We start from the raw sequence: 14,161 nt of genomic DNA, 5'->3' as shown, positions 1-14,161 counted from the left end.
GGAGAGGAGGGGGGAGGGGGGAAGGGACACGAGCCTTGGCTCTGGGTACCATCGAGGTATGGATCCGCTGCTGCTCGCCGTCGAGTTGTGGTGGATCGCGCCCGCCGCAGCCGGGGGTGTCGCAGCCGGCGCGGTCGGGCTGCGTCGCCGCAGCATCAAGAGCGGACGCCGACTCGAGTACGACGCGGCTCGGCATGATCTCAAAGCCGCCAGGCAGACGGCGGTCGAGAGGCGGATGGCCGTCAAGCTGGCGCGCGCCGACGTCGCACGCATCTCGGCCGAACGCAGCGCGCGGCGTGCGACCCCGGAGCAGGTCGCGGGTGCCAAGCGGATGCTGCGGGCGAAGGAGAACGACGCCAAAGCCGCGTCCGCCGACGTCCGCGCCAAGCAGGTGCGCCTGAACGCCGCCCGTGCGGCGATTCCGCCGGCATCCGCACCACGCCCCCTGGAGAGGCTTCAGGCGCAGCACGAGGCGATCGTCGCGCGCTGGATGAGCTACGAGACCGATCCGGGGCTGCAGATCGCCTACCCGGAGATGACCGACGTCCGACAGCCGGCGACTGCGGCGTATCTGCGCGCGGCAGCGCACGCGGTCGAGATGCGCCGCGCCGCCACCGGAAGGGTCAGCGCGGCGGACTTCGCCGCGTACCGCGACGCCGTCGCCGATCTCGAGCGGGCCTTCGAAGCGGCCGAGCACGCCGCTCGGGTGCACGCGGGAGAGGCGTCCTCGGCATCGTCCACCTGGCAGGATGCCGCGCAGGATGTGATCAGTCGGTCGGCCGAGGCGATCGACCGTGCCGCCGGTGCCGCCGCATCGGCGTTCGCCGCGTGGAACGAACGCAAACGCCCGGACAAGCGCTGAGCGCCGCCTCCGCAGGGCGAAGACGGCGCTCGATGCTCACGTGAGTGCGGTGCCTCAGGCGCCGATCGTCCGTGAGGCGATCAGCTGTCGATACCAGTGCCCCGAGTCCTTGACGGTGCGTTCGAGCGAGTCGAAGTCCACGCGCACGATGCCGAATCTCTTGGCATAGCCGTAGCCCCACTCGAAGTTGTCGAGGAGCGACCACACGAAGTAGCCGCGCAGGTCGACACCGCGCTGGATCGCACGATGAGCGGCCGTGAAGTGCCTGCGCAGGTAGTCGGTGCGCTCGGGATCGGGGACGGAGCCGTCCTCAGCCACCTCGTCGTCGAACGCCGCCCCGTTCTCGGTGACCATGAGCGGCTGCGACGGGAACTGCTCCGACAGCGAGACGAGCAGCTCCTCCAGTCCGTCGGGCGCGATGTTCCATCCCATCGCCGTGTACGGCCCCGGCTGCTCGACGAATTCGACCAGCTGATCGCTGCCCGGCCACGCCGTGCCTCCGGCCGTGCCCTTGTGCCCGTCGTTCTGCTGCTTCTCCGACACCCCGTCCCACAGGCGGACGGTCGCCGTCGAGTAGTAGTTGACCCCGAGCACGTCGATCGGCTGGTTGATCGTGGCGAGGTCGCCATCCTGCACGAACGACCAGTCGGTGACCGATGCCGTGTCGTCGAGGAGGTCTGCGGGGTACTCACCGCGCAGCATCGGGTGGGTGAAGGCGCGATTCGCGAGACCGTCGATCCGGCGCATGGCCTCGTCAGCGCCGTCGCCGACGCCGCGCAGGACATGGAAGTTCAACGTCACCGAGTAGTCGGGGTCGCCGGTCGACGTCGCCCGGAGCGCCTGGATGGCGCGCCCGTGCGCGAGGTTCAGGTGGTGCACGGCCGACAGCGCGGAGGCGGGCTCGTGGCGGCCCGGCGCGTGCCCGCCCTGCCCGTATCCCAGATAGGCAGAGCACCAGGGCTCGTTGAGCGTCGTCCAGGTGTGCACCCGGTCGCCGAGCGCCGCGCCCATGATCGACGCGTATCGCTCGAAGGCATCGGTCGTGGCGCGAGAGGTCCACCCGCCCGCATCCTCGAGGTACTGCGGAAGATCCCAGTGGTAGAGGGTCGCCACGGGGCGGATGCCGCGCTCGAGGAGTCCGTCGACGAGACGCGAGTAGAAGTCGATGCCCGCCTGATTGACTCGTCCGTCTGCCGCAGGGACGATGCGCGGCCAGGCGATCGAGAATCGGTAGGCCTGCAGTCCGAGATCCGACATCAGGTCGAGGTCCTCATCGACGCGATGGTAGTGATCGCAGGCCACATCGCCGGTGTCGCCGTTCCACACCTTGCCCGGCGTTCGGCTGAACGTGTCCCAGATCGACGGCGTCCTGCCGTCCTCGTCTGCCGCACCCTCGATCTGGTACGCGGCGGTCGCCGATCCGAACGTGAAGCCCTCGGGGAGGACGAGTCCGGATCCGCGGTAGTCATCGGCGGGGGAGAGAGTCACCGGGTCACCTCCGTCAGGTCGGTTTCGTAGATCTTCTCACGGCCGTCGGGGCTCGTGACCGTCACCGTCGTCGACCCCGATCCGCCGGGGAACACGCGCAGTCGCAGGCCGTCGTGATAGTCGTAGTCCGGCCGATCGGTGCGAGCGCCCCAGGGGAGCGCGGTGCCGGGGCGCACGTACAGCGGCAGCGAATCGAAGGCATGGGTCTCCCGGCGCCATCCGCCGCCCGCGACCGTCTCTCCCGTCAGCAGCGACGTCCACTCGCCCTCCGGGAGATAGAACTCCACCGTTCCGTCCTCCGAGAAGACCGGCGCGACGAGCAGGTCAGAGCCCAGCATGTACTGCCGGTCGAGGTAGCCGACGGCCGGGTCGTCCGGGAACTCCAGCTGCATCGGACGCATCACCGGCAGCCCGGTCCTCGAGGCGATGATGCCCTGCTGATAGAGGTAGGGCATGAGCTGCATCTTGAGGTGCGTGAAGCGCCTCGTCACGTCGACGGCCTCCTCGTCGAAGGCCCACGGCACCCGGTACGAGCTCGAGCCGTGGAAGCGGGAGTGCGAGCCGAGCAGGCCGAACGCCGTCCAGCGTTTGAAGACCCCGGCATCCGGAGTGCCCTCGAAGCCCCCGATGTCGTGACTCCAGAAGGCGAAGCCGCTGAGCGCCAGCGACAGCCCTCCGCGCAGGGTCTCGGCCATCGACGCATAGGTCGAGGTGGAATCCCCGCCCCAGTGCACCGGCATGCTCTGTCCGCCCGCCGTGGCCGAGCGCGCGAACAGCACGGCGTCATCCGCGCCGCGGGCGTCGATGAGCACGTCGTGCACCGCGCGATTGTAGAGATCGGTGTACAGGTTGTGCATGCGCTCGGGGTCGGAGCCGTCGGCCCAGACGACCTCGGTCGGGATGCGCTCGCCGAAGTCGGTCTTGAAGCAGTCCACGCCCTGGTCGATCAACCCGCGGAGCTTCGACTGGTACCAGGCGGTGGCCTCGGGGTTCGTGAAGTCCACGAGACCCATACCCGCCTGCCACAGGTCCCACTGCCAGACCGATCCGTCGGGGCGCTGCACGAGGAAGCCCTGATCGGCGGCCTCGCGGAACAGCGGGGAGCGCTGGGCGATGTAGGGGTTGATCCAGACGCAGACGCGCAGGTCCTTGTCGTGCAGTCGCGACAGCATGCCCTCGGGATCGGGGAACACCCGCGAATCCCAGACGAAGTCGGTCCAGTTGAACTCCCGCATCCAGAAGCAGTCGAAATGGAACACCGACACCGGCAGCTCGCGCGCCGCCATCTCGTCGATGAACGAGTTGACGGTCTGCTCGTCGTAGTCGGTCGTGAAGCTCGTCGACAGCCAGAGCCCGTACGACCAGGCGGGAACCACCGGCGGCCGTCCTGTGAGAGCGGTGTAGCGCGAGAGGACCTCCTTCGGCGTCGGACCGGCGATGAGGAAGTACTCGAGCACCTCTCCCGAGACCGAGAACTGCACGCGCTCGACGGATTCCGAGCCGATCTCGTACGACACATGGCCCGGATCGTTCACGAGAACCCCGTACCCGCGGTTCGACACATGGAACGGGATGCTCTTGTACGCCTGCTCGCTCGAGGTCCCGCCGTCGGCGTTCCAGATGTCCACCGACTGACCGTTCTTCACCAGCGGGCCGAAGCGCTCGCCGAGGCCGTAGATGAGCTCGCCCACTCCCAGGTCGAGCTGCTCGTGCACGAAGACGGATCCGCTGGGGGTCGAGCCGCCCTGGCGGGCGTTGTCGACGATTCCGGCATCCACCTGCGCGTCCGGAGCGAGCCGGACGTAACCCTGAGCCTTGTGCCCGCTTCCGGTCACACGCCTGCCGTCGACCTCGAAGGACAGGCCCCACGGCGCACCGTGGGTGATCCGCGCCACGAGCGAACCGGCATCCAGGACGCCGCCCGCCTCGCTCACGGATACGGAGGCGGCCCCCGCTCCTGCGCCGGGGAGGCCGAATCCGCCGTGCCAGCGGCCGCCTTCGTGGTGCGCGATGCGCACGCGCACCACCCCTTCGGCGGGAGAGGAGAGCGTGGTCGTGAGCACGGGACGGTTCAGGGTGTCGCCGCGCTTGGCGATCACCATGGTGGGCGCCGTGATGACGATCCCTCGCCCGTCGGGCGTGTCGGTGGTCTCGGCGATGTCATAGGCCTCCTGCGCGTACAGCGCGGTGACCCCTGGACGCAGTTGCCAGAACCCGTCGGTGAACTTCATTACTTGACTGCTCCTGCCGTGATGCCGCGCGTGAGGGTGCGCTGGAAGATGAGGAAGAAGATGAGCGTGGGGATGATGCCGAGCAGCGCTGACGCGCTCGTCGTCGTGACGTCCATGAGCCGGTCGCCCTGCAGCACGCTGATCGCCACGGGGACCGTCTGGTTGGCGTTCGACGCGAGGAAGGTCAGCGGGATCAGGAACTCGTTCCACGTCCAGATGAAGAAGAAGATGAGCAGCACCGACAGGGTCGGACGGCTGATCGGGAAGACGACCCGCCACAGGATCTGCCAGCGGCTCGCGCCGTCGAGGGACGCCGCCTCGAGGATCTCCTTCGGGAACGTCCCGTAGACCGACGACAGCAGATACGTGCCGAACGCCGCCTGGATCACGGTGAAGACGATGATCACCGACCACACGTTGTCGTACAGGCCGACGGACTTGAACATGTAGTAGAGCGGGTAGAGGAGGGCCTCCTGGGGCAGCAGGTTCGCGAGCAGGAAGAGCAGCACGATCCAGCTGCGTCCGCGGACTCGCCCGATGCCGATCGCGAAGGCGTTGAGCATCGAGATGACCACGGCGAGGACGGAGACCACGCCAGCGATGAAGAGCGAGTTCCAGACCTTCTCGGGGAAGTTCACCCTCTCCCAGAACTTGATGATCCCGCCGAAGTCGAGGGTCTCGGGGAACGCCAGCGGACCCGACGTCGCGTAGTCGACCGGCGACTTGAACGAGTTGACCAGCACGAGGTAGAACGGCGCGATGATCAGCAGCGCGCCGATCACGACGAGGGCGAGCATGAGCCAGTCGATCGGACGCTTCTTGGTCATGCCGCCGCGCGGACGGCTGGTGGCCGGCTTGCCGGTGACGATGGCGGTGGTGGCGTGCATCAGAGACCCGCCCTTTCCTTGCGCTCGAGCGAGTTCTGCACGCGGATGAAGATGATCGACACGATCACCACGACGATGGTCAGCACGGTGGCGATGGTCGCGCCGTAGCCGACGTTCCGCTTCGTGAAGAACTCCTGGTAGGCGTAGTACGCGGGCACCAGGGTGGCGCCTGCGGGGCCGCCGCGGGTGATGATGTAGACGGGGCCGAAGACCTTGAGTGCCGCGATCGTGCAGGTCAGAGTGACGACGAAGATCTCCGGGCGGATGATGCTCATCGTGATCGCCGAGAATCGCTGGAACCAGTTCGCCCCGTCGAGTTCGGCGGCTTCGTAGAGCTCAGGGTCGACGCGCTGCAGCGCCGCCATGAAGACGACCACGGGGTAGCCGAGCTGCACCCACACCATGACGACCATCAGCACGATGAGGGCCGAGGGCATCTGGCCGAGCCAGTCGTAGGCGGGGATGCCGAACCATCCGAGGATCTGGTTCAGCGCGCCGTCGCCACCCGGCCGGACGATCCAGCCGATCACGATGCCGGCGACGGCGATCGGGAGGATCTGGGGGAGGTAGTACGTCGCCCGCAGGAAGCTGCCCACCTTGCCGCCGAACTTGCGTCCGACGACGTCGAAGAGAAGGGCGGCGACGATGAGACCGACGATCGTGGGCACCACGACCATGGCGATGATCATCCACACCGAGTTCGTGAACGAGGTCCAGAAGTCGCTGTCGGTGAGGATCTTCTGCCAGTTCTCGAGACCGATGAACTCCGGTGTGCGGACGCCCTTCCACTTCGTGAAGGTCAGATACACGTTCCAGATCAGCGGGACGATGACGACGACGAGGAGCAGGACGAAGCCCGGGAGCAGGTACATCCAGTAGGCGCCGGTCCCACCGCTGCGCTGCGGGATCGACGGCTCTTCGGGCGGCAGCTTCGTGCGGCCCTCGCGGCGGGTGACGAGTGACATGTTCATCTCCAGGAGGATGCGGGGGCGGCGACGTGCGGTCGCCGCCCCCGCGAGTGGATCAACGGAATTCGGACGTGCCCTCGTCGTACTGCTCGCCGAGGTTGGTGTTGGTCGTCTCGGCGTCCTGCGTGCCGGTGATCAGACCCTGGAGCTCCTGTACGATCACGTCGTAGAAGCCGGGGGCGGGCCAGTCGGGGTAGAACGAGAGTCCGTCGGCGTCGAGCACGCCGTTGAACGTCTCGATCAGGGCCGCGCTCTTCTCATCGGTGATGTCAGCGGTGTCTGCCGCGACGGGGAGGCCGCCGTTGTTGCCGATGATCGCCTGGATCTCCGGCCGCATCGTGATGTCGATGAACTCGTACGCGAGCTCCTTGTTCGCGGCGTTCTCGGGGACGACCCACAGGTTGCCGGACGAGCCGAGCGAGAGATCCGCTCCAGGGAACGCCGTCATCGTCCAATCGAAGCCGGTGGCCTCCGAGACGAAGCGTCCGAACCACCAGGAGCCCGAGACGAAGATCGGCGAGGTGCCGTTGATGAACGAGACACCGGCGTCCTCGGCCTTGACCGATGAGACGTCCGAGGCGATGTAGCCCTTGTCGACGTAGTCCTGGAGCGTCTCGGAGGCGGCGGTGACCTCCGGGCCCTGCCAATCGACCTCTCCGTCGTAGAGCTGATAGGAGTCGACGAAGTCGCGGTCTCCCTCGAGCAGCGCGAGCTGATACCACAGCTGTCCGAGCGGGTACTCCGCGCCGGCCTCGGCGAGAGGGGTGACTCCCTGTGCGACGAACGCGTCGAGCACGTCGACGAACTCCTCGTAGGTGGTGGGGATCTCGAGCCCTGCCGCGGCGAACGCGTCCTGGTTGTAGTAGACGCCGACGAACTCGCCGTAGTTCGGGACTCCGAACCACGTGTCACCGCCCATCACACCGTCTTCGGAGTACTTCGCGGTGGTCTGGAGAGAGGGTGCGAGCTTCTCGTCCCACCCGTACTCCTCGACGGCGTCGGAGATGTCGGCGATCAGGCCGGTGGAGGCGAGGAAGCCGGCCGTCGCGTTGCCCTTGTTGAACTCCATGAGGTCGGGGGCGGCGTCCGTGTCGAGCACCTGGCTGGCGGTCTTCTGGATCTGTTCGAAGGACTTCTCCTCGAACTCGACCTTCGCGCCGGTCTCCTCCTCGAAGATCGCGATCGCCTCGGCCCACGCCTTGCCCATCGCGCTGTCGGCGCCCTCGTAGTGCCAGAGCTTGAGGGTGTCGCCGCCGCCCCCCTCGTCGCCGGAACCGGCGGTGCATCCGCTCAGGGCGATGCCTGTCGCGGTGAGAGCGGCGAGAGCCGCCAACGTCTTCGTCCTGCGGGTGGTGCGTGCCATCGTCGGCACTCCTTTCTCGGTGGCCCTGGGGCCGGACACTTCAGTGGGTCGGGTGTTCAGTTGTGATGAGGCGATCGTCGAAGCGCTTCGATGATCGCGATGCGGCTGCGTGGTCGACGCCCGTCACTCCCGGGCGGGAGCGACGGAGCCGGCGGACTGGTATACGGGTGGGATCAGGTGGATCTGCGCGGGCAGGCCCGGTTCCTCCAGGCGTCGCACCGCGAGGTCGACGGCGAGCTCGCATGACCTCTGCGGCACGAGCGGGATCGTGTCGATCGGGACGACGAGCGCAGACGTGTCGAACGATGCGGCCGCCGAGATGACGGAGACGTCTTCTCCCACCGTCAGCCCCTGGGCCGAGATCGTCTCGAGGAGGACATCGTGGACGTCGCCGACGGCGTGGACGATGAAGGCGCGGACGCCGCGCTCCAGCGCCAGCTCTGCGGCCGCGCGCACGGAGGAGGCATCGGTGGTCGTGACGCCCGTCGTCACCCAGTCGAGGTCGACGCCCCGCTCGGCCGCTCGCTCCTGCACGCCGAGGAGCAGGCGACGAGGGAAGTTCGACTTCCGGTAGGAGACCTCGGTCTGGCCGAACAGCGTGACCGACGTATGTCCGGCATCGGCCAGTCGATCCACCGCGAGATGCCCCGTCGCCTCGAAGTCGAGGTCGACACAGGTCAGATCCCGGGCGTCGTCGGGGATGCCGATGAACACGGTGGGGGAGCGCAGGGAGCGGGCGATGTCCGCGCGCTCATCGTCGGGGGCGACGTCGAGCACGAGGATGGCGTCGACCAGATTGCTCGCGGCGACGCGGTTCATGCCCTCCGACGCCTGCTCGTCGGTCAGGAGGAGGATGTCGTAACCTCGGCGCCGCGCGGCGACCGCGGTCGCGAGCACGAACGCCATGTGGGTCGGGGCGTGCGTGTCGGCGCGGAGGGGCTCGGTGAGCCCGAAGATCTGAGTGCGGCGCCCGGCGAGCATCCGTGCTCCGGCGTCGGGTTCGTAACCGAGCGTGTGCACCGCGTCCTCGATGCGTCGGCGCGTCTTCTCGGAGACGGGGCGCTTGCCGCTCAGAGCGTAGGAGACCGTGCTGATCGACACTCCGGCGGCTTCTGCCACCTCGTGGATCGTCGTCATCAGGACTCCATCGTCGTGTTTCGGTCACATCGTCGAAGCGTTTCGCTCCCGCCTCTGACAGCGATGATAGGCACGGTTCGACGCTGCGCGCAACCCTTTTGTGGTCACTCGCAACAAATCGATCGCGGAGAACGCGGGAGCGGTCCCATCGATTCACCGGACAGGGCGACGGGGCCTCGATGGGGGAGGGGATTCGAGACCCCGCCGCCGGTCTACGAAGGGATGCGGATCTGAGCGATGACCTCGGAGTACTCGGTCTCGCCGACAGGGGTGAAGCCGACACGCAGGAAGAACGCCTCGGGGCCGTCTTCTCCGGCCTCGTAGATGACGTTGATGTGGTCGAATCCGCGGACTCGCGCCTCTTCGATGAGCTGCTCGACCGCGAAGCGACCCACGCCCTTGCCCTGGTCGTCGGCGTCGACGTTGATGCGCCACAGCACGGAGCGGAAGTGCTCTTCCGGGGCGTCGGCGTCGAAGTTCGCACTGACGAAACCGACGACCTGGTCGTCGTCGAGGACGACTCGCTGCCAGGAGGTCTGGGGGTTGATGACGGTCGCGGCGATGCCATAGGACACCGGAGCGAGGAACTGCTCCTGTCCGGGCTTGAGCGACATGTTGTTCACGGCGACGATCGTCGCAGCGGAGAGTTCGACCATGCGCAGTTCGGACATGATCACAGGCTAGCCCCTCATCGGGTCGCCGCGCAGAAACCTCGACTTTCGTCAGGGGTGCAGCTCTGCGGGATGCCGGAAGTCGATGTGCACCCCGCCTCCCGGCGAACGTGCGTCGGGAGCGGCTCAGGTATCTTGGTATCGAGACAAATATGCCCTCGCGAACGGAGAACCTCCTGGTGACCGACGACGCCATCATCTACACCTACACGGACGAGGCTCCGGCTCTCGCCACCGCTTCCTTCCTGCCGATCATCAAGGCCTACACGGGGCAGGCGGGCATCGAGGTCGAGACCCGCGACATCTCGCTCGGCGGACGCATCCTCGCGGCATTCCCGCAGAAGCTCACCCCGGAGCAGCAGGTCGGTGATTCCCTCGCCGAGCTCGGTGGCCTCGCCACGCTCCCCGAGGCGAACATCATCAAGCTGCCGAACATCTCGGCCTCGATCCCGCAGCTCAAGGGCGCGATCGCCGAGCTGCAGGCCCAGGGCTACGACATCCCCGACTTCCCGGACGAGCCGACCTCTCTCGAGGAGAAGGACGTCCGCGCCCGCTACGACCGCATCAAGGGCTCAGCGGTGAACCCCGTGCTCCGCGAGGGGAACAGCGACCGTCGGGCACCTCTGGCCGTGAAGAACTACGCGAAGAAGCACCCGCACCGCAACAAGCCGTTCGCCGAGGGATCGAAGACCCGCGTCGCGACGCTCGGTCACGACGACTTCAAGCACAACGAGCGCTCCTGGGTCGCCGCCCATGACGACGTCCTCAGCTTCCGCCACACCGCCGCAGACGGTACCGTCACGATCCTCAAGGAGGGGCTGAAGGTCCTTCCGCGCGAGATCATCGACGCGACGTTCCTCTCGGCCGCGCACCTCGACGCCTTCCTCGCCGAGACGCTCGAGACGGCGAAGAACGACGACGTCCTCTACTCGGTGCACCTCAAGGCCACCATGATGAAGGTCAGCGACCCGATCATCTTCGGTCACGTCGTGAGGGTGTTCTTCAAGGACGTGTTCGCGCAGTACGGCGACAAGCTGGCCGCCGCGGGACTCAACCCCAACGACGGTCTCGGCTCGATCCTCTCGGGCCTCGGTGACATCGCCGACGGCGACGAGATCGCCGCAGCGTTCGACAGGGCCATCGCCGAGGGGCCGCGTCTCTCGTACGTGAACTCCGACAAGGGGACCACGAACCTGCATGTCCCGAGCGACGTCATCGTCGACGCCTCCATGCCCGCGCTCGTCCGCAACGGCGGCAAGCTGTGGGGCAAGGACGGCGGCGAGGCCGACACGCTCGCGGTGATCCCGGACTCCTCGTATGCGAGCGTCTATCAGGCGGTCATCGACGATGTGATCGCCAACGGCCCGCTCGACCCCGCCACGATCGGCACCGTGCCGAACGTGGGCCTCATGGCCCAGGCGGCTGAGGAGTACGGCAGCCACGACAAGACGTTCGAGATCGCCGCCGCAGGCACTGTTCAGGTGCTCGACAGCGAGGGCACCGTGCTGATCGAGCACGAGGTCGGCGCGGGTGACATCTGGCGTGCGACGCAGACGAAGCACATCCCGGTGATGGACTGGGTCAAGCTCGCCGTCTCCCGCGCTCGCGCCACGGGCGTGCCCGCGGTGTTCTGGCTCGATGCCAACCGCTCGCACGACGCGCAGATCATCGCCAAGGTGCACCAGGGTCTCGCGACGCTCGACACCAAGGGCCTCACGATCACGATCCTCGCTCCCGAGGAAGCCACTCGCTACACGCTGGCGCGGATGCGCCACGGCCTCGACACCATCTCGGTGACGGGCAACGTGCTGCGCGACTACCTGACCGACCTGTTCCCGATCCTCGAGGTCGGCACCAGCGCGAAGATGCTGTCGATCGTCCCGCTGCTCGCCGGCGGTGGCCTCTTCGAGACGGGCGCCGGCGGATCGGCCCCCAAGCACGTGCAGCAGCTCGTCGAGGAGAACTACCTGCGGTGGGACTCGCTGGGCGAGTTCTTCGCGCTGGCCGCGTCGCTCGAGCACTTCGCCGACCGCACCGGGAACGAGAAGGCCCGGGTCCTCGCGGAGACCCTCGATGCGGCGACCGGAACGTTCCTCGAAGAGGACCGCTCCCCGGGCCGCGCTCTCGGCACGATCGACAACCGCGGCAGCCACTTCTACCTGGGTCTGTACTGGGCGCAGGAGCTGGCGAAGCAGACGAAGGATGCCGAGCTCGCCGCGTCCTTCGCACCGATCGCCGCTACGCTCGCCGAGAACGAGGAGAAGATCGTCTCCGAGCTCAACGCCGTGCAGGGCAAGCCCGTCGAGATCGGCGGGTACTACCGCCCCGACGACGCGCTCGTCACCGCAGTCATGCGCCCGTCCACCACGCTGAACGGCATCGTCGACGCTCTGAGCTGACGCAGATCACAGAAGAAGGGGCCGGATGCGAGAGCATCCGGCCCCTTCTTCGCGTGATCCCTCCGCGGAATCGACGACGCGTCGCGTGCGGGGATCTGCTCGGTGAGAGCGGGGATCAGTAGTGGACCGCGACCTCGAGGCCCACGGGCGACCATTCGTAGACGTACCGGGCGACATCGATCGGCATGTTCACGCAACCGTGGCTGCGGGGATTGCCGAAGTCGTTGTGCCAGTAGGTGCCGTGGAAGCCCTCGTCGCCGTTGAAGTAGGTGACCCAGGGGACGTTGGGCGTCTCGGTGATCGAGCCGTCCGGCTCGCGGCTCTTCATGGTCTGCTCGCGCACGTGCGCGTAGACGCGGAAGTTGCCGGTGTCGGTGGGTGTCGCGCTCTTGCCCGAGGAGATCGCCCAGGAGCGCACGACCGCGCCGTTCTCGATGAGGGTCGCGGTCTGCGACCCGAGGTCGACATCGATCTTGCGCACGAGGTTGACGGACTCGAACGGCGTCTCGGTGACCTCGATGGGGAAGATGCCCTCGCCGGCCTCGAGCTTCGTCGCGACGTCTGATGCGAGGGCAGAGGTGTCGCCGATCGCGCGACCGCTCACTCCCTCGGCCTCGGTGCGGAGGATCTTGCCGGCCGAATCGACGATGTTCGTCGCGTTGACCGGGGCCCGGTCGACGGCCGCCGGGAGGGCATCGATCGTCGCCTGGATCGAAGCCTCGTCGGCGACCACGCTGAGCTCGCCACCGTCGTCGACGACGGAGATCCAGGTCGAGGCGGTCGCCGCGTCCACGGGCACCGTGCGCTCTTCGCCGATGTAGAAGCCGATCGAGCCGAGCATCGTGTTCAGTGAGGTCGCGAAAGCCGTGGCGTCTTCATCAGTGATCGCCGGCGCGGCTTCGGCCGGGTCGCCGGAGAACTCGAGGCTCGTGCCACCGTCCGCGATCGTGTCGACGATGGCGGCGGTGAGACCGTCGAGGTCGACGGCCGTCCCGGTGGCTGAGGGGGTGATCGCGTAGCCACCGCCTGCGGCGTCGAAGACGACGCCGGCATCGACCGCGTCTTCGAAACTCGACGGCACGGCCTCACGCAACGCGGCCTCGGCCGTCGCGGGATCGAGAGTGATCTCGCCGGCGACGGGTTCACCCATCCAGGCGGTCACGTTCCAGAGCGGACGCTCCGCGAAAGCGGCGTCCGCGAGTGCGGTCGCGTCGATCTCGGCGCCGAGATCCGCTCCCGTCAGCACGGTGTCGCCGCCTGCTCCGGTCAGAGTGACCTCTGCATCGGCGACGTGGGCCTGGATCGTGTCGGCCGCGGCACCGGGCGTGAGCCAGCCGACGGGAATCCCGGCGACCGTGGTGCCCGGCGCGATCAGGATCATCGAGGCGGCGGCCGTGCCCAGGGCCAGCGCGCCCACGCCGAGGCCGATCCACAGGCCGAGGCGCTTCTTCTTCGGAGCCGGTTCGATCGGCGCCCAGGCGAGTTCCTGGTCGCCGCTGCGCGGCGGCTGGGAGTCGGTGGGTGCGTCGCCGGAGTCGGCGGGCGCGACAGGATTCGGCTGGTCGCCGGAGGCGGTCGCCTCGGTCAGCTTCTCGGTCTTCGCATCCTGCGCTGAGATCAGATCGGTCACGAACTCACCCCCCGGTTTCTCACGTGTCCTTGGCGATATGCTACGCGATCGCTGATAACGAGGAGGCAACGGTCCGTGGACCGCGGAAATTCCCGATGCGTCAGTCGGTAATGACGGCGAGGCCGTCGATCTCGACCAGCATCTCCTCGCGGGGGAGGCCCGTGAAGACGGTCGTGCGCGAAGGCAGGACCCCGCTGGTGGTGTGCGCTGTCACGAACGCGCCATACGCGTCGTTCATGATCGCGAAGTCCTCGCGCTTGGTCAGGTAGACGCGCAGCATCACGACATCGTCGAATGTCGCGCCGGATGCCTCGACGATCGCCTTGACGTTCTCGAGCGTGCGCGTGGTCTGAGCCGCGACATCGCCGGGGAAGAGGTATTCGCTCGTCTGGGGGTCGACAGGGCCCTGCCCGGAGACCTGCACGATCGGGCCCTTTCGGATCCCCTGCGAGAAGGTGTGAGCGGGAGCGGGGGCGGCGTCGGTCGACACTCGGATCTTCGCGGTCATGCGACCAGCCTAGTAGC

Annotated in this window: 11 protein-coding genes; 2 read left to right on the top strand and 9 right to left on the bottom strand. The window is 67.5% G+C overall.

Translation table 11 applies throughout. The features are described 5' to 3' along the window. Positions 1-58 precede the first annotated feature (58 nt). Complete coding sequence (locus LQZ85_RS15885) at positions 59-862, top strand: hypothetical protein (RefSeq protein WP_056277366.1); 804 nt, start codon at positions 59-61, stop codon at positions 860-862. A 54-nt stretch (positions 863-916) separates the two neighbouring features. Here the strand turns inward: LQZ85_RS15885 and LQZ85_RS15880 are convergent, their stop codons facing one another. From LQZ85_RS15880 to LQZ85_RS15850, 7 genes are all read right to left on the bottom strand, one after another. Continuing rightward, on the bottom strand, positions 917-2,350 hold the full coding sequence (locus LQZ85_RS15880) for a GH1 family beta-glucosidase (protein WP_230101200.1): 1,434 nt from the start codon (positions 2,348-2,350) through the stop codon (positions 917-919). Then, positions 2,347-4,581, bottom strand: coding sequence for an alpha-xylosidase (yicI, locus tag LQZ85_RS15875; protein WP_056277372.1), 2,235 nt, complete (start codon positions 4,579-4,581; stop codon positions 2,347-2,349). The genes LQZ85_RS15880 and yicI overlap by 4 nt, the downstream gene beginning before the upstream one ends. Beyond that, a complete protein-coding gene (locus LQZ85_RS15870; protein ID WP_198032385.1) occupies positions 4,581-5,468 on the bottom strand; it encodes a carbohydrate ABC transporter permease in 888 nt (295 codons plus the stop codon). The genes yicI and LQZ85_RS15870 overlap by 1 nt, the downstream gene beginning before the upstream one ends. Further along, the gene (locus tag LQZ85_RS15865; RefSeq protein ID WP_157538122.1) at positions 5,468-6,433 is read right to left on the bottom strand and encodes a sugar ABC transporter permease; all 966 of its coding nucleotides are present in this window, start codon (positions 6,431-6,433) and stop codon (positions 5,468-5,470) included. Before LQZ85_RS15865 ends, LQZ85_RS15870 begins: the two co-directional genes overlap by 1 nt. A gap of 58 nt (positions 6,434-6,491) precedes the next feature. Beyond that, positions 6,492-7,799: an extracellular solute-binding protein gene (locus LQZ85_RS15860; RefSeq protein WP_056277377.1), complete on the bottom strand. Its 1,308-nt coding sequence runs from the start codon at positions 7,797-7,799 to the stop codon at positions 6,492-6,494. Between the two features lie 123 nt (positions 7,800-7,922). Next, positions 7,923-8,936, bottom strand: coding sequence for a LacI family DNA-binding transcriptional regulator (locus tag LQZ85_RS15855; RefSeq protein WP_230101199.1), 1,014 nt, complete (start codon positions 8,934-8,936; stop codon positions 7,923-7,925). 212 nt (positions 8,937-9,148) lie between these two features. Next, entirely contained in the window at positions 9,149-9,607 is a 459-nt protein-coding gene (locus LQZ85_RS15850; RefSeq protein ID WP_056277753.1) for a GNAT family N-acetyltransferase, read from the bottom strand. Positions 9,608-9,786: 179 nt separating this feature from the next. On the opposite strand from LQZ85_RS15850, the gene LQZ85_RS15845 reads away from it, so the two are divergent. Then, on the top strand, positions 9,787-12,006 hold the full coding sequence (locus LQZ85_RS15845; protein ID WP_056277754.1) for an NADP-dependent isocitrate dehydrogenase: 2,220 nt from the start codon (positions 9,787-9,789) through the stop codon (positions 12,004-12,006). Between the two features lie 115 nt (positions 12,007-12,121). Here LQZ85_RS15845 and LQZ85_RS15840 read toward each other — a convergent pair whose 3' ends face one another. Both LQZ85_RS15840 and LQZ85_RS15835 read right to left on the bottom strand, forming a co-directional pair. Continuing rightward, positions 12,122-13,636, bottom strand: a complete 1,515-nt coding sequence (locus LQZ85_RS15840; RefSeq protein WP_230101198.1) for a L,D-transpeptidase family protein — start codon at positions 13,634-13,636, stop codon at positions 12,122-12,124. 100 nt (positions 13,637-13,736) lie between these two features. Beyond that, on the bottom strand, positions 13,737-14,144 hold the full coding sequence (locus tag LQZ85_RS15835; RefSeq protein WP_056277382.1) for a RidA family protein: 408 nt from the start codon (positions 14,142-14,144) through the stop codon (positions 13,737-13,739). Positions 14,145-14,161 lie beyond the last annotated feature (17 nt).

This window comes from Microbacterium sp. Bi98 (assembly GCF_918698045.1).
In the GTDB taxonomy this organism is placed as follows: Bacteria; Actinomycetota; Actinomycetes; order Actinomycetales; family Microbacteriaceae; genus Microbacterium.
Note: the sequence above shows the minus strand (reverse complement) of the source record. Positions and strands in the feature narration are given on the sequence as shown.